Annotated in this window: 19 protein-coding genes and 1 tRNA gene; 7 read left to right on the top strand and 13 right to left on the bottom strand. The window is 57.6% G+C overall.

Going from position 1 to position 20025, the window contains the following annotated elements; genetic code table 11:
• Positions 1–31: 31 nt before the first annotated feature.
• From AC2FD8_RS09865 to AC2FD8_RS09835, 7 genes are all read left to right on the top strand, one after another.
• On the top strand, positions 32–1042 hold the full coding sequence (locus AC2FD8_RS09865; protein ID WP_496855732.1) for an OmpP1/FadL family transporter: 1011 nt from the start codon (positions 32–34) through the stop codon (positions 1040–1042).
• Between the two features lie 103 nt (positions 1043–1145).
• Complete coding sequence (locus AC2FD8_RS09860; protein WP_496855731.1) at positions 1146–2042, top strand: DMT family transporter; 897 nt, start codon at positions 1146–1148, stop codon at positions 2040–2042.
• A gap of 50 nt (positions 2043–2092) precedes the next feature.
• Positions 2093–2965: an ATPase gene (locus AC2FD8_RS09855; protein ID WP_496855730.1), complete on the top strand. Its 873-nt coding sequence runs from the start codon at positions 2093–2095 to the stop codon at positions 2963–2965.
• Positions 2966–3000: 35 nt separating this feature from the next.
• On the top strand, positions 3001–3918 hold the full coding sequence (gene metA, locus AC2FD8_RS09850) for a homoserine O-acetyltransferase MetA (RefSeq protein WP_496855729.1): 918 nt from the start codon (positions 3001–3003) through the stop codon (positions 3916–3918).
• The gene (locus tag AC2FD8_RS09845; protein ID WP_496855728.1) at positions 3908–4861 is read left to right on the top strand and encodes an alpha/beta fold hydrolase; all 954 of its coding nucleotides are present in this window, start codon (positions 3908–3910) and stop codon (positions 4859–4861) included. The genes metA and AC2FD8_RS09845 overlap by 11 nt, the downstream gene beginning before the upstream one ends.
• A 49-nt stretch (positions 4862–4910) precedes the next feature.
• A complete protein-coding gene (gene ppk2, locus AC2FD8_RS09840; protein WP_496855727.1) occupies positions 4911–5780 on the top strand; it encodes a polyphosphate kinase 2 in 870 nt (289 codons plus the stop codon).
• 111 nt (positions 5781–5891) lie between these two features.
• Complete coding sequence (locus tag AC2FD8_RS09835) at positions 5892–6509, top strand: TetR/AcrR family transcriptional regulator (protein ID WP_496855726.1); 618 nt, start codon at positions 5892–5894, stop codon at positions 6507–6509.
• A gap of 103 nt (positions 6510–6612) precedes the next feature.
• Here the strand turns inward: AC2FD8_RS09835 and AC2FD8_RS09830 are convergent, their stop codons facing one another.
• From AC2FD8_RS09830 to AC2FD8_RS09770, 13 genes are all read right to left on the bottom strand, one after another.
• The gene (locus tag AC2FD8_RS09830) at positions 6613–7671 is read right to left on the bottom strand and encodes an adenylate/guanylate cyclase domain-containing protein (RefSeq protein WP_496855725.1); all 1059 of its coding nucleotides are present in this window, start codon (positions 7669–7671) and stop codon (positions 6613–6615) included.
• On the bottom strand, positions 7668–8036 hold the full coding sequence (locus AC2FD8_RS09825; protein WP_496855724.1) for a group I truncated hemoglobin: 369 nt from the start codon (positions 8034–8036) through the stop codon (positions 7668–7670). The genes AC2FD8_RS09830 and AC2FD8_RS09825 overlap by 4 nt, the downstream gene beginning before the upstream one ends.
• Positions 8037–8160: 124 nt before the next feature.
• Positions 8161–9000, bottom strand: coding sequence for a glycosyltransferase family 25 protein (locus AC2FD8_RS09820; RefSeq protein WP_496855723.1), 840 nt, complete (start codon positions 8998–9000; stop codon positions 8161–8163).
• Positions 9001–9021: 21 nt separating this feature from the next.
• Positions 9022–9885: an urea carboxylase-associated family protein gene (locus AC2FD8_RS09815; protein WP_496855722.1), complete on the bottom strand. Its 864-nt coding sequence runs from the start codon at positions 9883–9885 to the stop codon at positions 9022–9024.
• Between the two features lie 102 nt (positions 9886–9987).
• The gene (locus AC2FD8_RS09810) at positions 9988–10578 is read right to left on the bottom strand and encodes a YrbL family protein (RefSeq protein WP_496855721.1); all 591 of its coding nucleotides are present in this window, start codon (positions 10576–10578) and stop codon (positions 9988–9990) included.
• Between the two features lie 137 nt (positions 10579–10715).
• Positions 10716–10805: transfer RNA gene (locus AC2FD8_RS09805), tRNA-Ser, on the bottom strand.
• Between the two features lie 108 nt (positions 10806–10913).
• On the bottom strand, positions 10914–13328 hold the full coding sequence (locus tag AC2FD8_RS09800) for a DUF3772 domain-containing protein (protein WP_496855720.1): 2415 nt from the start codon (positions 13326–13328) through the stop codon (positions 10914–10916).
• The gene (locus AC2FD8_RS09795) at positions 13328–14362 is read right to left on the bottom strand and encodes a cysteine synthase A (protein ID WP_496855719.1); all 1035 of its coding nucleotides are present in this window, start codon (positions 14360–14362) and stop codon (positions 13328–13330) included. Before AC2FD8_RS09795 ends, AC2FD8_RS09800 begins: the two co-directional genes overlap by 1 nt.
• 68 nt (positions 14363–14430) lie before the next feature.
• Positions 14431–15546: an NUDIX domain-containing protein gene (locus AC2FD8_RS09790; protein WP_496855718.1), complete on the bottom strand. Its 1116-nt coding sequence runs from the start codon at positions 15544–15546 to the stop codon at positions 14431–14433.
• 31 nt (positions 15547–15577) lie between these two features.
• Entirely contained in the window at positions 15578–16018 is a 441-nt protein-coding gene (locus AC2FD8_RS09785; RefSeq protein WP_496855717.1) for a TrgA family protein, read from the bottom strand.
• 16 nt (positions 16019–16034) lie between these two features.
• Positions 16035–17243, bottom strand: a complete 1209-nt coding sequence (locus tag AC2FD8_RS09780; RefSeq protein WP_496855716.1) for a class I SAM-dependent methyltransferase — start codon at positions 17241–17243, stop codon at positions 16035–16037.
• A gap of 69 nt (positions 17244–17312) precedes the next feature.
• Positions 17313–18737: a cryptochrome/photolyase family protein gene (locus AC2FD8_RS09775; protein WP_496855715.1), complete on the bottom strand. Its 1425-nt coding sequence runs from the start codon at positions 18735–18737 to the stop codon at positions 17313–17315.
• A gap of 48 nt (positions 18738–18785) precedes the next feature.
• A complete protein-coding gene (locus AC2FD8_RS09770; protein ID WP_496855714.1) occupies positions 18786–20012 on the bottom strand; it encodes an aminotransferase class V-fold PLP-dependent enzyme in 1227 nt (408 codons plus the stop codon).
• Positions 20013–20025: the final 13 nt, after the last annotated feature.

Below are 20025 nucleotides of genomic sequence, written 5' to 3'. Positions count from 1 at the left end.
CGGCATAGACCGGAGCGGTCAGGGCATAAACATGATCTTCGAAGAAGGGTCGGTTGTGCAATTTCGTCTAGGGTACACGGACCCGAGTGTCAGCGGCACAATGCGTGGTGTCGATTCGGGTAACGTCGCGAACGACTTTTTTACCCCACATCTGGGCTACAAGACATCTTTGACCGAAAAGATCGACTTTGCGATCATGTATGATCAGCCGTTTGGTGCAGATATTGCGTACCCATCCAACTACCCATTGTCGATCAACCCTTTGGCACCAACAACACCTGGCTCATTGCGCGCGAAGGCCGACACCGATGCTATCACCGCTTTGTTTCGCTACAAATTCGACAATGGCTTCAGCGCCCTTGGCGGCATTCGCGCGCAACGCGTGGAAGCAAGCATAAATGTTCCGGTGGCGGCAGGGTATTCCGTTGACACCGACGCCGATACAGCTTTTGGCTATGTTCTTGGTGTTGCCTGGGAAAAGCCGGAAATTGCCGCTCGTGTCGCGCTAACATACAACTCGAAGATATCGCACGACCTCTCGCAAACAGAAAGTAGCGCATTCGGTACGTTCGAGACCAGCAGCGAGATCGAAACACCACAATCGTTGAACTTGGATTTTCAAACCGGCGTCGCGCCTAAGACGCTCTTGTTCGGATCGATTCGCTGGGTTGACTGGCCACAGCTGTCTTACGATCCGCCAAACTACCCGCCAACCACTGCACTGGTCGATTACTCCAATGCCACCTACACCTACACTCTAGGTCTAGGATATCAGTTCTCCGAAGAGTTCTCGGGCGCTGTGACCTTGGGATATGAGACCGACGAAGGTGAACCGGTCACCAATCTTGGTCCCACCGACGGCTTCTGGAGCATCGGCCTTGGCGGCACATACTCTCTCGAAAAAGCCAAAATCTCGGGCGGCGTTCGTTACACCGATATTGGGGATGCCATAGCCGATGGCACCGGTCCAGGCGATCGGGCTGACTTCTCCGGCAACAGCGCGTGGAGTGTTGGGTTCCAGATCACCTACGCTCTGGACTAAAAACCGGCACACAAAACCAATCAGACCCCGCCGTTTCGGTGGGGTCTTTTGTTTCCGCATCTTTCGGGTCGCCGCATGAACTCAAAGCTGCGACAACCTGTTCATGGAACAGCAAAAACACCTCTCCCCTCGCGCATGGATCGAGCTTGCATTGCTGGGTATCATCTGGGGTGCCTCATTTGTTTCAATCTGCATTGCGCTGGACACGATACCAGTGATGACCTCGGTCCTGCATCGGACGTTTTGGGCTATGCTGGCCTTGTGGTTGGTGGTTTGGTTCAAGGGCTCAAGCGTTCCGACCTCACCGCGCCTGTGGTTGGGTTTTTTGGTTATGGGGCTGCTCAACAACGTGATCCCGTTTTCTTTGATGGCGTGGGGGCAATTGTACATAGACACCGGCCTCACGGCGATTTTGAACGCGGCAACAGCTATCTTTGGCGTTCTCATCGCTGCCTGTTTCTTCTCAGACGAGAGGTTGACACCACAGCGTCTGCTTGGTGTCGGGCTGGGCTTTTTCGGCGTATCCATTGCAATCGGGATCGGCAATCTGACTGGCTTCAGCCTGCAAAGCACGGCTCAACTTGCCGTCCTCGCTGGCACCGTGTCTTATGCGTTTGCAGGCGTTTGGGCGCGTAAGCACCTTAGCTCCCTACCCCCGATTGTCGCCGCTGCCGGTATGCTGACCGGCTCGACCCTGTTCATGATCCCGATTGCCTTTGTGACGGACGGTATCCCAAGCCTCAGCCTGCCTGCAGCCACTTGGGCGGCAATCGCGTATTATTCTCTGATTGCGACGGCGGGTGCGTATCTTCTCTATTACCGGGTCCTTGCAATGGCGGGCAGCGGCAATCTGATGCTCGTTACCCTTATCATACCCCCTGTCGCGATCCTTTTAGGGGCAGCATTGCTGGACGAGGCCTTGGACCCGCGCGCCTATATCGGCTTTGCGGTGCTGGCTGCGGGATTATTGATCCTCAACCGGGCGGCCTCACGCGATTGACGCCGCCGCCTGCCCGATTTAGCAAAGGCAAAAACAAGGGACGGCGCAAGATGATCTACAGCTCGGCGAGTGATTGGCGTGGTGCGGCACGCAAAAAGGTGCTGTTTTTCGGCATGTCGGGGCTGGGCAAGACCTATGTATCCAACATCCTGCGGGACAGCGGCGGCTGGTTTCACTACTCGGTCGACTACCGGATCGGCACACGTTACATGGGCGAATACATCGCCGATAATGCCAAGGCCGAGGCAATGAAAGTTCCCTTTCTAAGGGATCTTCTGCTATCGGATTCGATCTATATCGGCTCGAACATCTCATTCGAAAACCTGACCCCTGTTGCATCCTACCTTGGCAAACCCGGCAATCCGGCGCTTGGCGGGTTGGAGATGTCCGAGTACCGCCGCCGGCAGGAGCAATTCCGGCTGGCCGAAATTCACGCCCTTCTGGACACGGAATATTTCGTGGATCGGGCAGAGCGTCTCTATGGCTATCCGCATTTCATCTGCGACACGGGCGGGTCGATTTGCGAGTGGGTCGACCCGGATGATCCAACGGATCAACTGATGTCCGAGCTGTCAAAACAGGCGCTGATGATCTGGCTGAAGGGCGACGACGACCACACGGCCGAGCTGGTCCGTCGCTTTGACAAGGCCCCCAAGCCGATGTCTTATCAGGCTGAATTCCTGACCCGCGTCTGGACCGAATATCTGGATCAACACGGCTGCGCCGAGGCTGACGTAGACCCCGACGCGTTCATCAGGTGGACCTACGCTCAGGCGCTTGCCCATCGTCAGCCCCGGTACGAGGCGATGGCGAAAAACTGGGGCGTTACGATTGCGGCCAAAGACATCGGAAAGGTGCGCGATGCGGCTGATTTCGATGAGTTGATCGAACGCACCCTTGAGACCGGGCGCGATCGCGCCTAACTACCTCCTCTTAACCTATTCAAAAGTCTGACCCGATGCCGATCAAAATCCCATCCGAACTGCCCGCCTTTGACGTCCTGACCCAGGAAGGCGTCATGGTCATGGCGGCGGATCAGGCAATGCGGCAGGATATTCGCCCCCTGCGGATCGGGCTTCTGAACCTGATGCCCAAGAAGATCCAGACCGAGAACCAGTTCGCGCGGCTGATCGGGGCCACTCCGCTGCAGATTGACCTGTCGCTGATCCGCATGACCGAGCATCGGACCAAGAACACCGCCGCTGCGCATATGGCCGAGTTCTATCAGCCGTTTCAGGACGTGAAGGATCAGAAGTTCGACGGACTGATCATCACCGGCGCGCCGATCGAGCATCTGGAATTTGATGCTGTCACCTATTGGGAAGAACTCCGCGAGGTGTTTGAGTGGACCCAGACCAGTGTCCACTCCACATTCGGGGTCTGCTGGGGCGGCATGGCGATGATCAACCATTTCCACGGCGTTAAAAAACACATGCTGGATGCCAAGGCCTTTGGCTGTTTCCGGCATCGCAACCTGAATCCGTCCTCTCCGTTTTTGCGGGGGTTCTCGGATGATTGCGTTATTCCCGTCAGCCGCTGGACCGAGATGAAACAGGCCGAGATCGACGCTGCCAAAGACCTGAATACCTTGCTGGGTAGCGATGAAGCAGGTCCTTGCCTGGTTGAGGACCCGGCGCATCGTGCGCTTTATATCTTCAACCATTTCGAATATGACAGCGATACGTTGAAGCAGGAATATGATCGGGACATCGCCAATGGCACACCGATCAATGTGCCAATGAATTATTACCCCGATGATGATCCGACACAGACACCGCAGAACCGGTGGCGTAGCCATGCGCATCTGCTTTACGGCAACTGGATCAATGAAATCTACCAGTCCACCCCCTTTGATATGAACGAAATTGGCAGTTAAAATCGGGATACTCGTGACGCTGGGCCTGATCGGGTTTGCAACGTTCACCTGGTGGCGCGCGGCGCAGAATGACGCCCGCGCCGAACAAGCATTTCCGCCCGAAGGCCAGATTCTAGACGTGGACGGGATTGCTGTGCATGCGGTTGTCACGGGGGATGGCCCTGATGTGGTCCTGATCCACGGCTCCAGCGGCAACACCCGAGACATGACTTTCGCCCTGGCCCCAATTCTGGCCAAAAACTACCGCGTGATCGTGTTTGACCGTCCTGGCCTTGGCTATTCGGATAGCTTCAATCCCGAAGGCGAGACCATTCAGGAACAAACGGATATTCTGCAGCGCGCCGCTGCCCAACTTGGCGCAGAGAAACCCATTGTCGCCGGGCAGAGCTTCGGTGGATCCGTCGCGTTGGCCTGGGCGGTGACCCGACCCGACAATATCTCGGGCCTTGTGCTGATCGCCCCGGCGGCGATCCCGTGGGAAACGCCGCTGGACAATTTCAACCAGCTGGCGGCGACCAAGCTTGGCAATGCGCTCGCCCTGCCCCTGATCTCATCCTACGTGCCGGAGTCTTACGTCGAAACGGCCCTCGACAAAGTATTCGCGCCGCAAACTGCCCCCGAAGGCTATGCCGAGCATTTCGGCCCTGCCCTGACGATGCGCCGCGCCTCGATGCACGCCAATGCCAAACAACGGGTCCGCTTGCTGGAAGAGGTCGAGCGTCTGCAACCCAGATACGGTGAAATCTCTGTACCCACCGAGATCGTTCACGGCACGGCGGACACGACGGTCAAGCTGGATTGGCACTCGACCCGTTTGATCGAACAGATCCCGGGTGCCGAGCTGATCGAGCTGCCAGGCATCGGCCATATGCCTCAGGTCGTCGCAGCCGATGAAGTTGCCGCCGCTATTGACCGCGCCGTGCAGCGGGCGGGTTTGCGTTAGGCCAACACCTAATCCATAGTAAGATATGGATTTTATCGCGAGGTAGCTGATGGCCCGGTCAGAAAAAGGTGCAATCGAGACGTATTTCCAAAAGAAAGCGCCAGATAACGTGCGCAAAATGATCGAAAAGGCGAACAAGGGCGAAATCCTCAATTCGACCTACCCCTATGCCGAAAAGATGAAGTCCAAGGACTATTACCGGCAGATGGATGCGCTGCAGATCGAGCTGGTCAAGATGCAGGCTTGGGTCCGGGAAACAGGACAGCGTGTTGCCATTATTTTCGAAGGTCGAGACGCCGCAGGCAAAGGCGGCACCATCAAACGTTTCCGCGAAAACCTGAACCCACGCGGGGCGCGGAACGTCGCGCTTAGCAAACCCTCGGCTTCCGAGCGCAGCCAGTGGTATTTCCAACGCTATGTCCAGCACTTGCCCTCGGCTGGCGAAATCGTGTTTTTCGACCGCAGCTGGTACAATCGCGGAGTCGTTGAAAACGTTTTTGGATTCTGTACGCAGGACGAGCGCGAACGCTTTTTCCGGCAGGTGCTGCCGTTGGAAACCGGGTTCGTGAACGACGGGCTCAACCTGTTCAAATTCTGGCTGAACGTCGGCCAGGCTGAACAGCTGAACCGCTTTCTGGCGCGCGAGACCGACCCGCTGAAGCAATGGAAACTCAGCCCCATTGATATTGCTGGTCTGGACAAATGGGACGAATACACTCAGTCGATTTCTGAGACTCTGACCCGATCACACTCGGAACATTGTCCTTGGACAATTGTCCGTTCCGACGACAAGAAACGTGCGCGCCTTGCTGCGATCCGGACGGTTTTGATGGCTTTGGACTATGATGAGAAAGACGAAAAAGCCATCGGCGCGAATGATCCGAAAATCTGTGGGGGTCCAGACGTTTGGGAATCATGAGGTCTGTGCGGGGCTGGCCAAGAATTGATTGCCTGGGCGTTGGACCATTGGCTGGAATTGAACTATCTGTTGGCACCCGAACACGTGAAAAACCAATAACCTGAGGCCGGAATGACGAAGCGCGGGTATCACCATGGAAACCTGAAGCAGGCCTTGATCGAGGCCGCGCTGTCGTTGATCGAAGAAAAAGGTCCCACGGGCTTCACCCTGTCCGAGGCCGCCAAGACCGCCGGGGTCACCCCCGCTGCCGTCTACCGGCACTATCACGGGCGCGAGGATCTGATTGCCGAGGCCGCCCGCCAAGGGTTCGAGATGTTCGCCGACCTGATGCAATATGCCTATGACGAGGGCCAGCCATCCGCGCTGGCCGCGTTTGAGGCCACCGGGCGCGCCTATCTGGCCTTTGCCCGTAAGCATCCCGGCCACTACATCGCCATGTTCGAAAGCGGGATTTCCCCGAACCGCACGCCCGAGCTGTCTTTGGCGTCAAGCCGGGCCAAAACGGTTCTCGAGAAGGCAGCAGCGGACCTGTCTCAACATATCCCACCTGAAAAGCGGCCACCCGCGTCCATGTTCTCGGCCCATATCTGGGCGATGAGCCACGGTGTGGTCGAACTCTATGCGCGCAACGCCACTGGCGCGACCTCGCCCTTTTCGCCCGAAGATCTGCTGGAAAGCGGTATCGGGATTTACCTGCGCGGGCTGGGTCTGGTGTCGCAGGACGACTGATCCTCAGATCGCTTTGCATTGGATTTGAATCGAAATACGCGGTCTTTCCCTGAGGTCGAACGCGCATTTCGATGGTTTCGCCTCAGAGAAAACGCAAAACGCTTTAAAATGATCGGCTTCCCTGAGTGACGCTGAGGCCCGACGAGACGTTGATCAGGTCCATCTCTCCCATCCCCTTGATCTCGACCCGCCCAAGGTCCGAGACCTGAAACTCGTCAATCAAAGCGTATTTCATCTCTTCCGGAGCGACGATATTCATCGGATTTGCAAAGACTTGCAGGCGCGCGGCGATGTTCACGGCTGGGCCGAACACGTCATAGACATATTTCTGAATGCCAACGACCGACCCGACAGCAGGCCCCATACCCAGACCGATCCGGGCCTGCCATTTATGCGGGTGGCTTTCGTTGCGCCTTTCCAAATAGCGCAGAAAACGCACCGCGCAATGGGCGACAGCCGTGGCATGGTCCGGCGTCGCGTCCGGCATGCCAGAGACGGCCAGATAGGCGTCCCCGATCGTTTTGATCCGCTCGCATCCGTATTGCTCGACGATCCGGTCGAAGGCCGTGAAGATATCATTCAACTCGCTCAACGTGACTGTCGGGTCGGTTTTGGCGGCAAAGTCCGTGAACCCGACGAAATCCAACATCACCACCGAGACCTGATCGAACAACTGAGGGGTCACGACGCCAAATGTCTTGAACTCTTCATAGACCGCGCGGGGCATCACGTTCAGCAACAGACGCTCAACCCTTTCCTTTTCGCGTTCCAATTCACGCGTATTGCGCTCGACCATGGTCGAGTAGCTGTCGATCATGCTTTCAAGCTCGCGAATGCGGGTGATGTTCTGGCATTCGATGATCAGCATCTGATCCGACGGCCCATTGGCCAGCGACACCGTGACGGCAAAGATCAATGTCCGTCGCTTGGGTTTGATCTGAAGCTCAACGGAATACCGAAGGCCGGATTGTTTGACATCCTCCAGTTCCTTGATGTCGAGGTCCGGCAGGATATCCAGCAGCGACTGTTTTTTCTCGGGCTTGCCAAACCATTCCGCGAACGGACCGTTGTGAAAGACAAATTTCAGATCCGAGGCCCGCACAATTGCAACGCCGACACCGATGGCACGCAAAAGCTGTTCATTGATGGCCAGGATGCTCATGCCGCGTCACGGCTAACGATGATCGAGCGTTTGCCTTCAATCGCGCCAAGGGCTGTTTTGATATCGCGTTCGGACATGCCATGCATCTCAAGCGCTTCGCCGAATAGCTCGGCCATGACATCGAAGTGGTCATGTGAAATATCAAGGTGCTGGTGTACAGCCTCGATCCTGTCGTCGCTGAACGACGCAGGACCACCAATCAGAGACGAGACAAACTTGGTCTGATGGTCGATCAAACGCGGCATGTCGATATCTTCGAAAAAATGCCCGATTTCGTCGGACTCCAGCGCTATTTCGTAGAAACTCATCACCACACGGCTGATGGTTTTGAAGCCGCCATATTTCTCGTAAAGCGTTTGTGACACCCCAACACCCAGTCAATAACCAGAAATAACGCCACAAGCTTATATCAAATTGGTATTTTTGTTAATGCTTTTGAAAACTTGAGGTCTTGGGCCTCGGTTTGCTTTTGCCCCGATGAAACAGACCTCAGACCCGAAGGTCCGTATCAACAGGAATGAACCCGGCAAACCCACCCTGATCGAGCAGGTTTTTCTGCCCTCCAAAGCGCCAACCTAGCTTGCGTCTTGCCGCCAACAGTTCGCGCCGCGCCCGGAACCAGAACGGGCCTTTGTCCAAGCCTGTATTGGTGGATTGATCGCCTTCCCGCTCGCTGGTCTTGACCTGTTCAAGATCCTGCTGCTGCTTCGACCAGATCATCTGCACACCTACAGCCGGGAACACCTGATACATCCGCCAGTCAGGCCGAGGGATCGAAACAAAATCGTCCAGATGATCGGAGTACTGCCGAGACCAGGCCAGCAGTTTGCGACACCCCTCCTGCGATAGAACATAGGCTGCGGCACTCGGTGCCATTTCCAGCAAAGGCCGAACCGTTGTGCCTCCAATGACGTCCTCGGCCCCAAAACGCAGACTGCGTGGCGAGTAGTCCAACTTTGCGAAATCGAACCGGTCCGCATTTTGCACAAGGCTCTCGATCGCCTGCCCCAGTCGGGACGACATCTCGACATCATCCTCGAAGATCGCGGCTGCCTGCAGGTTTTGATCCACCACTTGCTGCCAGACGGCGCGATGGCTTTCAAAACAGGCGATCTCGCTTTGTTTCAACCCCCAGCGAGAGCCAACACCCGGCACATACCCATTCCCCTCCAGAGCATCCGCCTGACGCGCATCAACCGCGCTGAAACGGATCGGGTCGGTCACGCCGGCACTCGCGAACTGCGCCTCCATGAACGCACGGCGTTCGGGAACCCGGTCAAGGTTTATGTAAAACACAGCCGTCTCCAGCTGCTTGTCCGCTTGCGTCACGCGTTGCCCTTTCGTCGCCGTCTATACGCCATGCGACCGATCATAGGCCGAGACACTTGGCTGAACATGCGACTGCCGCGCCGCCTCACCCGGATCAAAGATCTCGATCAACAACGGATAGCACGCGGCGGTGTCCGAGGAATGCTCGGACGAACAGTCGCCACCCGGACAGGCTGAGAGGCCGACGATCAGGTCAATCTCGGCGTGGAATTCAAGGTAATCACCCGGACGCACCGGACTGGCCTTCATGAAATACTGACCGGTGTCACGCGTGAACCCGGTACACATGAAGACATTCAGAACGTCATGCACATGGGTCTCCGCCTCGTGCAGAGGCAGATCGCAATGCTGCGCCAAGGCCCGGGTCAGGTTCGAATGACAGCAATAGTGATAGTCATCCCCGGACAGCAACCGCCCGGTATATGGGTCGCAGCGGGTACCGATCACGTCATGAACGGAGCCACCAAAGGCGTCAAAGCCGTACCAGTCCAGCGTGTCAGCCGTTATCGTCGCCATCGGCCGCATATTTGGGAAGGTCGACCACATGCGGTCTCCGGTCGAAAGATGCGTCCCGTGCAGGGCGCGGGTTTTACCGGAGTAGAACCGTTCGGTCAGATCGTGTTTGCTCCACAGGTTCAGATCGCCAACTTGCGCGCCTTCGACGGAAGTAATGCGGAAAAAAGCACCGGCTGGCACGTCGATACAGGAGGCGTCCCTCGGCGCGGCTGTAACTTCTGCGGATTTGACCGCAGTGCCCCGCAAACGTGTTAGCCCATCAAGATCTGGGCTGGGCAGAGTCTCTGGCGGATAGCAGATGACGGGTCGGATGGCCTTGCGGTCCTCGGCATCCGTGGGTGCCGGGAAATTTGGGGTTGAGAGTTTCACTTAGCACCTCCGCCAATACGGGCAATTCTGCACCTAACATCGCAAGACATAAAGCAAATACAGCTCGGCGGCCAATGCTCAAATCGGCCCATACTGATGCAACTACCCAGCCATACGCGCACGTCGCCGCGCCATGGACTTGTGAAACGCCCAATCGCTGAACAGTGTCAGTGGGAACAGGACCCTCTCACCCAACCCGTCAATGACGACAAGTCTGCCGCCGCGTTCTTGCGCGCGCACGATGTTTCCGATCCCCATGTCGCCAACAACGATGCGCCCGCGTTCCAGATCATCCAGCAATTCCAGCAATTCCGCCCGCAACTTCTGAAGAACTTCAGGGTCACCATTCGCAGCAACCATCTCGGCATGCAGGGACGGCGCAAGATCCCCATCCGGGCCGGTCATCTTTTCCACCACGATTGCAGGCCCCCGAGAGGTCTTCGCATAGCCCATAAACTGCGCCAGACGCTCGATCTCGGGGCAGCCACGGTGCAGTGCGGCAAGGTATTCGTTCGCTTCGCGGTTCCACTGTCGCAAGTTGCCGTAACGCCATTCCGCATAGCGCGGAATAAGGTGGTTGCGCTTCGGCTCATCCACGCGAACTTTCAACAGGGCGCCATCCATTTCGGGATGCTGGAAGATTTCATAGTTCTGGCTTGTACGCAGAGGCACCTGCCCGGTCAGGTCAATCATATTCGTCCGTCTGTCCTGTACAGAAAATTCGCGTCGACCGGCACTATATGGCTGTCATGGAATTGATACAATGCAACCTGAGCCCGCTCCATAGAGCGCTCATATCCAGGTGCGACATACATTGATCAATTGGATTGTGGCGGAGAGACAGGGATTCGAACCCTGGAGACGGTCTCCCGCCTACACACTTTCCAGGCGTGCGCCTTCGACCACTCGGCCACCTCTCCGTGAGCGCGATATGTGACGCAATGCAAAGGGATTTGCAAGGCCCCAATTCCGTGAATTCACGCCCGATTGTACATTAATTCACAGACCTTTCCCAAGGCGGTGGAAGGTCAGAGTTCATCCCCTCCATCACCGTCCAGATCGGCCTCGGTCATGGCAACGGGCTCGGCGCTGGGGACCTGTTGTTCAGGTGCCGGTGCGGGCGGGTCCTGAGCTTCGGCGCGCAGCGCTTCGGGGTTGCGAATCCAGACGTCGCGTTGTGCGAACGGGATCTCGATCCCTTCTTCCGCGAAACGGCGGTAGATTTCGTGGTTCATGTCGGATTTCACCGACAGAACCCAGTTCACATCCCGCAGAATGCCCCGGATTTCAAAGTCCAGCGAATCCGCGCCAAAACCCTGAAACACCACACTGGGGGCTGGGTTCCCCAAAACCATGGGATGAGAATTCGCGATCTCGCCCAGTATGGTCTCGACCTTGCGCGTATCGGTCCCGTAGGCCACACCCACAGGCACAATCACCCGACCAATCGTGTTGCCGCGGGTGTAATTGGTAACCACGCCGCTAATCAGATCCGAGTTCGGAACAATGACATCCGTCCGGTCAAACGTCTCAATCCGCGTGGAACGGACCGAGATATCGCGGACATAGCCCATCATCCCGTTCACATCGATCCAATCCCCTTTCGAGATCGGCCGCTCAACCAGCAGGATGATCCCCGAAACGAAGTTTGAAACGATGGTCTGAAGGCCAAAACCAATGCCGACAGACAGGGCACCGGCGACAATTGCCAGCGATGAGAGATCAAAGCCAGCAACCGTGATCGCAACGAGCGCGGCAAGGAAGATGCCGACGTAACCAGTGCCCGACACGATCGCGTTCTGACCGCCCGGATCAATGCTTGTCTTGGGCAGAAGTGAATTGCGTAACCCCCCCTGCAGCAACCGCGTCAGGCCATATCCAATGGCAAACACAGCCACAAACGTCAGGAAGTTGGACGGAGAGATCGTAACCCCGCCCATGCTGAACCCTTGCAGGATTTGCGACCAAATCTCACTCAGATCCGCTTGGCGCGCGCCCCAGATGATCGCAAGAACCGGGATCGAGACCAGGGCGAGGAAAAACCCGACGAGAACCGCGAACAGGGAATCGCGGGCGCTGTCGCCCTGCCCCGTGAACCAACCGTAGAGAGAGCTGACAAAGCGCTGCAGGATGACAAGTACAGCGATCAGGATCAACGTGTTGACGGCGGGGAAAACAATCGCTTCGGCGGCATTGGTATAGCCCAGCAAGGACAGAACAGGCGCGCTAATCCCAAGCAGGAATACAATCCGCCGGATCACCTCGACAACTTGGGAAAAGCCGCTGGCACGCGCGGTCTCTGCATCTTCGGACGGTGGATCTGTCCGCCTGATCTGGCGAATACGCAGCAGCAGAAGCGAGGTGACGACAATGACCGGAAAGATGACAACGGCGCGGGTGGATTCCGCTATGTTCTCTATCTTTTCGAACAGGTCGACCATGTCATGCAGGATCAGCATCACCGCCAGAATATCGACATAGATACGGATTTCGGTGATCTGCCCCGCCGAGAACCGTTGGAAATTCTGCGCAGAGGCCATCAGATAGACTTGCCGCCCGACCCAGTCGAAAACGAACAGGATCGCCGCCCAATACGGCACCTGTTGCAGCAAAAGCGTGCCACGCAGCCCAAGCACGCCTGTCAGGTCAATCGCAGCTGTCAGAGCCACCACACCGACCCAAGGCAGGATGATGCGCAGCAGGGATATGACAAAGGTCCAGGCACCTGTTCCGCGCCCACCGAAACGACGCAGGTAGTCGCCTCCGCGTTCAGACCACCTGCGCCCGTAAACCAGCAAGACGACGCCAAGGGCCAGCAACGCCAGAATTGCCGGAGCTTGATTCTGCACGCGTTCTTTGGTGACGTCCGAGGTCACATTGGTCGACGTCTCATTGAACAGCCCCAACAGGGCTTCACGAATATCCGACCACGCGGCGGGCCAGGTTGACAGGTTCAGTGGCGATGGCCCGCGTTTCAGAAGCTGTTTTTTCTGACGCTCCCGCAGGATACGGTCAATTTCGCTGATCAAGCCATTGGCACGACTGAATGCTTCCTCAGAGATGATCCGAGGCACACGCAGGTTGTTGAGCTGTTCGTCCAGATGGTCGCGGAGCTGTGCAATATCCGCCGGTTCCTCGGCCCCTTCTTCGGGCTTGGACCCCAGCGCCTTGATCTGGCTTTCCAGCGTCTGGATACGATCGGCATTGGCGCTTCGGGCCGTGTTAAACGTATCGCGATAGCCGTCGATCTCGATCCGCAACTGCTCCATCGCAGCATCCGACGCCTTGTCTGCCGCAACAACGCTTTCAGCGCGGTCCGCAGTTCTGAGCCAACCCTTGTAGAACTCGCTCTGCCGATCGGTCAGCTGGGCCGAGACCGCCCCCGCCAACCCGACAAGGATCAGCGCAGCGAGGGCCAGAAACAGGCGGACCTGTCGCAGCATCAGACGTCCTCGAACACGCCCGGTATCTTGCGCGGAACGTCTGTCATCCAGTCCGGAACCGGCAGTTCTTTTTCACGCAGGAATTCGGGGTTGAACAGTTTCGACTGGTAGCGCGTGCCATAGTCACACAGGATGGTCACAATCGTGTGCCCTGGCCCAAGGTCCTTGGCCAGTTTCACTGCACCAGCCATATTGATCGCGGTCGAGCCCCCCATGACCAGACCTTCTTCGCGCAGCAGATCAAAGATGTACGGCAGGGCCTCATTGTCGGTCGCCTGATAGGTGTAGTCCGGCTTGAACCCTTCGAGGTTCTTGGTGATCCGCACCTGCCCGATACCTTCGGCGATCGAGCCGCCCTCCATCGCGATTTCGCCAGTTGTGTAATAGGAATACAGCCCCGCGCCCATCGGATCGACCAGGCCGATCTTCACGCCCTTGGGCTGCAGCGCATCGGCCACGCCCGCCAGCGTTCCGCCCGAGCCGACCGCGCAGACAAAGCCATCGACCTTGCCGTCGGTCTGTTCCCAGATTTCGGGGCCCGTGGTTTCCACATGGGCCTGACGGTTGGCGACATTGTCGAACTGGTTGGCCCAGATCGCGCCGTTGGGTTCGGTCTGCGCCAGTTCCTCGGCCAGACGGCGCGAATAGTGAACGAAGTTGTTCGGGTTACGATACGGGGCCGCCGGGACCTGAACCAATTGCGCGCCGGCAAGACGCAGCATGTCCTTCTTTTCTTCCGACTGAGTTTCCGGGATCACGATCACCGTTTTAAAGCCCATCGACGCGCCGACCAAGGCCAGACCGATCCCGGTATTGCCTGCGGTGCCTTCCACAATGGTGCCACCGGGCTTCAACTCACCCCGCGCGACCGCGTCGCGGATGATATAAAGCGCGGCGCGATCCTTGACCGACTGGCCGGGGTTCATGAATTCTGCCTTGCCGAGGATCTCGCACCCGGTCTCTTCACTGATGCGCTTCAACCGGATCAGTGGCGTTTTTCCGACTGCGTCGGCAAGATCTCGTGCAATGCGCATGGCACCCTCATTTCGTTTTGTAACACTGCAGATTTACAGCCGCCTTGCGCCAACCACAAGCGCGATAGTCACCCGCGCAGACGGTCGCGATGGCGCGCCAGCCAATGGGCCAGGTTCAGCAGCTGCAAATCTTTGAAAACATGGCGGTCCACCATGTCAATGAACGTGTCAAACGGCAGGATCTGCGAACGGATGTCTTCCCCTTCGACATCCAACCCTCCGGCCATCGTCGTGTCGGTCAGCGAGGCCAGGCCAACATAGAAATACAGATACCCTGTCGAAGAGCCGCTGGAAGAATATCCACCCCCCGCAAAGTGCAACGCGTCGAAGGTAATCCCTGCTTCCTCCATCCCTTCACGATGGGCTGCCTGTTCCGGGGTTTCGCCGGGGTCGATCATACCGGCCACAGCCTCCCACAGCCAGGGTTCGGGATCTTCCAGCAGAAACACAGGCGGACGAAATTGTTCGATCAGCAGCACCGTATCTTGCACGGGGTCGTAGGGCAGAATGGCGACCGCGCTGCCCTGCATCAGGCTTGCCCTGCGCAACACCGGCCCCATGGTTCCGTCATGCTGCCGATGCTGCAGGTCGATCTCCTCCATCGCGAAGTAGTTGACATAGGCGCGGTGATGGCGATGGACGATCACGTCCTTGGACACATCACGCGCATCCCCCGTTCGCCGCTGACGGGCAAACAGTTTTGCCCAGGCCCGCGTCTGAATCGCTAGCATGCTGCGCGCCATATCCGAGGGTGCGACCCGTCCGAAATAGCCCATCTCCTCTTGAGCGGCCAGCGCGGTGACTTCTCCGAGGCGGTCAACCCACCCGTCCAGAGACCACGGCCCATCCGGCACCCAGGCCGTCGGTTCGGGAAAAAACACCTGCGCCTGTGCCCGGGTTCCCCCCTCAAGCGTCACAACCAGAGGCCTGAGGTCGTAGTCAAACCCGCCTTCATAGTAGGCCAGTCGATCCAGATCCACTTGTGTCAAGCCCTGTACAAACAACCCGACAGCCTGCGCGCCGCCTGCAGATTGGATCATTGGAAATTCCTGCCCCTGAACCGCAGAAACAACGTGGTCTGGCAGGATGGCAGGCGTCAGCGACAGTTCGGACGACGAACGCCCCAGAACGGCCTCTAACAGCGGCACATGCCGTAGGGTTCCATAGAAGAACAGATCGGACACGAGGGAACACGCTTTCGTTAAGAGGTCACATTCAGCGCCAGCGGCGGCTTGCTATTTCTGTCAGCACCCCGGTGGCGACGGCCCCGACACCCAAGCTGATCAGAATTTCAGGCACAAGCAACTGCTGACCGAATTCGACGCCGATCTTGAAAATGGCAATCAGGGCCTCGAAGGGGCCATCATAGCGGTGACGCATGGCAAGGCGGAACATCTCATAGGTGCCCTGAACAAACAGGCCCCAAAACACCAGCGAGGCTACTCCGGTCAGACCGTTGTTGACACCGGCCGTCCAACCTCGGCCAGCGCGCTTACCCATGATTTTCCAGCCACAAATCCAACCCAGGGCGATATTGACCACGGTAAAATACCCATAGTCCTTCCCCTCTTCTCCGTTTGCGATAACCATGCTGGACACGATGAACGCCAACACCACTAGACAAGCGGCGGCGACAAGGCGACTGGCGGTGGGCATGTATGACTTCCGTTCGTTAACTTGGCTTTGCTATTGTGATCTGTGTCACATCGCAATTGCCTGTGTCAAAGGCTGCGCCGCAGGCCGTCAAATAATAATTCCACATGCGGCGAAAACGCTCATCAAATCCCATATCCGCGATCTGGTCCCACTTGTCGTTGAACGTATCAAACCAACGCCGCAGGGTCAGATCATAGCTTTTGCCGAACTCTTTCGAACGCACCAGATCCAACCCCGCCTGATCAATCTGCTGTCGCAGGATCGAAGGCGAAGGCAGCATCCCCCCCGGAAAGATGTATTTCTGTATGAAATCAACGCCGTTCCTGTAGTAGTCCCAGCGATGATCGCCCACGGTGATGATCTGCAACGTGGCCTGCGCCCCCGGCTTCAACCGATCCCGCACAGTATCGAAATAAACCGGCCAGTATTTCTGCCCAACGGCCTCAAACATCTCGATCGAGGCAATTCCGTCATACTGCCCTTGTTCGTCGCGATAATCTTGCAGCTTCAGATCAACCAAGTCTGATATTCCCGCCTTATCAATACGTTGCTGCGCGAACTTCAACTGCTCTTGGCTGATAGTCAGGCCCGTTACGCGCAGGCCACGCTCTTTCGCGGCATATTCGGCGAAACCACCCCAGCCACAGCCGATCTCAAGCACGTGATCGCCGGGTTTCACACCCATCTCATCGACCATGCTGGCGTACTTGGCGGTCTGCGCCTTTTCGAGGCTTTCCTGCCCGGTTTCAAAAATCGCGCTGGAATAGGTCATCGTATCATCCAGCCAGAGCGCGTAGAACTCGTTCCCCAGATCGTAGTGATACGAGATATTCTTCTTGGCTTGTTTGCGATTGTTCCGATGTAGCCAAAACCGCAAACGCTCATAAGCCTGAACAAGGAATTTACCGGTAAACCCGTCATACACTGTTTCACTGCCCAAATGGACCAGATCCATGAACGCGCGCAGATCAGGCGTGCTCCAATGCCCTTCCAGATAGGCATCAGAGAACCCAAGCTCTCCTTCGCGGATCAGACGGGCAAACACGTCGGGTTCGTGAATTTCCACCTCGGCAACAGGGCCCGGTTTTGTGCCTTCAACACGGAAAGTTCGGCCGTCGGGCAAAATAATATCCAGGCGTCCGGATTCCATTTTGCACAGCATCTTGAACACCTGCGCGAAATATCTGGGCAGACCTTTTTGGCCTTCGGTCGTTGTCAAGATCATCGGCTCTCCCCTCTGCGGCCGTTGATGAAGGCTAGGACGCAATTGTGTTTGTGGCAAGTTTTCAGTTCCTTACTGGTTTTTTCGGCGTTCATACGCGGCCAGCGCGCGGGCGCGCCCTGTTGGCAGATCGACCACCGGCGGCGGGTAATCTGCCTTGGGGTTCAGACCCCAGAATCGGGGCGCGGCCTCAAAATAAGATAGCGCGGTCTCAGACGGGTTTGGGCGACCCTCGGCAATCCACTGCTTTAGGTAGGCACCCTTTGGGTCGAACTTTTGCTGCTGCGTAACCGGATTGAAAATGCGAAAGAACGGAGACGCATCCGGCCCGGACCCCGCCACCCATTGCCAGCCCATCGCATTGCAGGCCGGGTCCCAGTCGATCAGGCAGTCCCCGAACCAGTCCATTCCGATTTTCCAGTGGGTCATCAGATGCTTGGTCAGGTAACTTGCCACGATCATCCGTGCGCGGTTGTGCATCCGCCCGGTCACATACATCTGCCGCAAACCCGCATCCACAACCGGAATGCCGGTTCTGGCTTGCAGCCAGGCCTGCACCTCGGGCGTATCTGTGGCCTCGTTCCACGCAAAAGCGTCCCATTCCGGCTTCCAGTTGCCCGACACCAGCTGAGGCGTGTGGTACATCAGATGATAGGCAAACTCGCGCCAGACAAGCTGTCGCAGGAACGCACCGGTGCCTTGGGTCCCCTCGAAAGCCGCGCGTTGCACCCGATGCCAGACGGTACGCGGGCTGATTTCACCCAATGACAGGTATTCGGACAGGTTGGATGTACCATCCAAATCCAGCCTGTCCCGATCTGCGCCGTAGTCCGCGATCCGGTTCACGAACCCCTCCAGATGATCAAGCGCCGCTTGCTCGCCGGGTTGCACATAAGGCCTGACAACCGCCGCCCCTCGGTTCATCGCCGCGCCAAGGTGCCATGCCGCCAGATCGTCAGAGGCAGGCCAGTGCGCGGGGGCGGTTAGCCGGGTCGGTGCGGCCTCGGGTGGGGGGACCTCACGCCCCTGCACAGCGCGCCACATCGGAGTGAAGACGCGAAACGGCTGTCCGGCCTTGGTTGCAACTGTCCAGGGTTCGAACAGAAGATGACCGGCAAAGGATTTCGCCTCGATCCCCTGCTCTTTCAACGCCGATTTTATATCTGTGTCCCGCGCAATTGCGTCCGGATCGTAAGCGCGCGACCAGTACACTTCCGTCGCGCCGGTTTCAGCGATCAGCCGCTGCAATTGCGCCAAAGCATCGCCCTGTCGCAGAATCAGACGGCTGCCAATGTCGTTCAGTGAGCGGGCAAAGACCTCAAGCCCCAGCCCTAGTCGCCATTTCGGAGCAGCCCCTAGGTCTTGCAACAGGTTGTCGAAAATGAACACGGGAACCACGGGGCGACCCGCCCCGACCGCTGCGGCCAGCGCAGGGTGGTCACTTAACCGCAGATCACGCCTGAACCACAAAAGGATCGGAGGTCGCCCGTCTTCCATATTCGCCCCGCCGTTTTCTTTCCACTACGGAGCCTATCGAAAACTGGATCACAAAACCCGGTCAAGTACGTTCAATAACTGATCAATTTCCTGTTGGGACGTGTAATGCGTGAAGCTGACCCGCAATACGCCCTGTTTGGGATCAACGCCCATCGCCTCCAAGGCGCGCACGGCGTAGAAATCATCTCCACCCGCCATGACGCCATGTTCTGCAAGCTCTGCCGCCACAGAACCAGCCGGTCGATCCAGTGCCAGCGCCACGGTGGGTGCGCGCCTCGTGGCCTCGGACGGGCCTAGCAATCGCACTTTGTTTCGGTTTTTGACCGCATCAAGGACGGGCTGCAGCAGCGCGACCTCATGATTGCGCATCAGGTCATGGGCGAAAGCACCTTGCGCGGCGGCGCCCTCGGCGGGACCGCCATGGTGGGCGCTGAGCTGCGAGATATAATCCGCCATCCCCGCACTGGCCGCGATCTGCGCATGGTCCGGCCCCGCCGGAGTGAACCGTTTGTACAAAGTACCGCCGTTGAAATAGTGCCCCTGATTGGGCAGTAGCTCACCCAGAGCACGCCGGATGACCATACAGCCCTGATGTGGGCCGTATGTTTTGTAGGCTGAAAACAAATAGATATCCGGCCCAAGATCTCCCACATTCGGAAACCCATGCGGCGCGTAGGACACGCCATCCACACACACGAAGGCCCCCGCCGCATGAGCAATGGCAGTGATCTCGGTCACCGGGTTGATCTCTCCCACCACGTTCGAGCAATGCGGGAAACAGACCAGTCTGACCTTTTCATCCAGAAGGTTTTCCAGATCCTGCGGGTTCAGAGATCCCGTTTCAGGATCAATCTGCCACTCGCGCACTTCAATCCCGGCATCAGCAAGGCGTCTCCACGGGCCGGAATTGGCCTCATGATCCTGATTGGTGACGATGATTGTTTCGCCGGGGCTCATCCACTGCCGGAAGGCCTGCGCCAGAACATATGTGTTCTGGGTGGTCGATGGGCCAAAACTCAGCTCATCACTTTCAACGCCCAAAATTGCGGCCATCCGCGTGCGGGCCTCATCCATTTCTGCACCCGCAAGGCGGCTGGCTTCGTAGGGTGCATAGGGCTGCACCTTGCGCTGAGTGTAAAACCGCGTCAGCCGATCGATCACCGGCTGACAGGTATACGACCCGCCTGCATTCTCGAAAAAGGCCTGCCCCTGAAGGCTGGGCTCGGCAAAGGCCGGGAACTGAGCCCGAACGAAATCAATATCCAAAGCAGTCATGATCAGACCTTTC

It is taken from the genome of Ruegeria sp. YTSC192 (genome assembly GCF_059609705.1).
This window is presented reverse-complemented; position numbering and strand designations above follow the sequence as displayed.

Bases quoted from the DNA above. Each gene is read 5' to 3' on its own strand.
- AC2FD8_RS09865 (WP_496855732.1), top strand. From the start codon at position 32: ATGATCTTCGAAGAAGGGTCGGTTGTGCAATTTCGTCTAGGGTACACG.
- AC2FD8_RS09860 (WP_496855731.1), top strand. From the start codon at position 1,146: ATGGAACAGCAAAAACACCTCTCCCCTCGCGCATGGATCGAGCTTGCA.
- AC2FD8_RS09855 (WP_496855730.1), top strand. From the start codon at position 2,093: ATGATCTACAGCTCGGCGAGTGATTGGCGTGGTGCGGCACGCAAAAAG.
- metA (WP_496855729.1), top strand. From the start codon at position 3,001: ATGCCGATCAAAATCCCATCCGAACTGCCCGCCTTTGACGTCCTGACC.
- ppk2 (WP_496855727.1), top strand. From the start codon at position 4,911: ATGGCCCGGTCAGAAAAAGGTGCAATCGAGACGTATTTCCAAAAGAAA.
- AC2FD8_RS09835 (WP_496855726.1), top strand. From the start codon at position 5,892: ATGACGAAGCGCGGGTATCACCATGGAAACCTGAAGCAGGCCTTGATC.
- AC2FD8_RS09830 (WP_496855725.1), bottom strand. From the start codon at position 7,671: ATGAGCATCCTGGCCATCAATGAACAGCTTTTGCGTGCCATCGGTGTC.
- AC2FD8_RS09810 (WP_496855721.1), bottom strand. From the start codon at position 10,578: ATGATTGACCTGACCGGGCAGGTGCCTCTGCGTACAAGCCAGAACTAT.
- AC2FD8_RS09800 (WP_496855720.1), bottom strand. From the start codon at position 13,328: ATGCTGCGACAGGTCCGCCTGTTTCTGGCCCTCGCTGCGCTGATCCTT.
- AC2FD8_RS09795 (WP_496855719.1), bottom strand. From the start codon at position 14,362: ATGCGCATTGCACGAGATCTTGCCGACGCAGTCGGAAAAACGCCACTG.
- AC2FD8_RS09785 (WP_496855717.1), bottom strand. From the start codon at position 16,018: ATGCCCACCGCCAGTCGCCTTGTCGCCGCCGCTTGTCTAGTGGTGTTG.
- AC2FD8_RS09780 (WP_496855716.1), bottom strand. From the start codon at position 17,243: ATGATCTTGACAACGACCGAAGGCCAAAAAGGTCTGCCCAGATATTTC.
- AC2FD8_RS09775 (WP_496855715.1), bottom strand. From the start codon at position 18,737: ATGGAAGACGGGCGACCTCCGATCCTTTTGTGGTTCAGGCGTGATCTG.
- AC2FD8_RS09770 (WP_496855714.1), bottom strand. From the start codon at position 20,012: ATGACTGCTTTGGATATTGATTTCGTTCGGGCTCAGTTCCCGGCCTTT.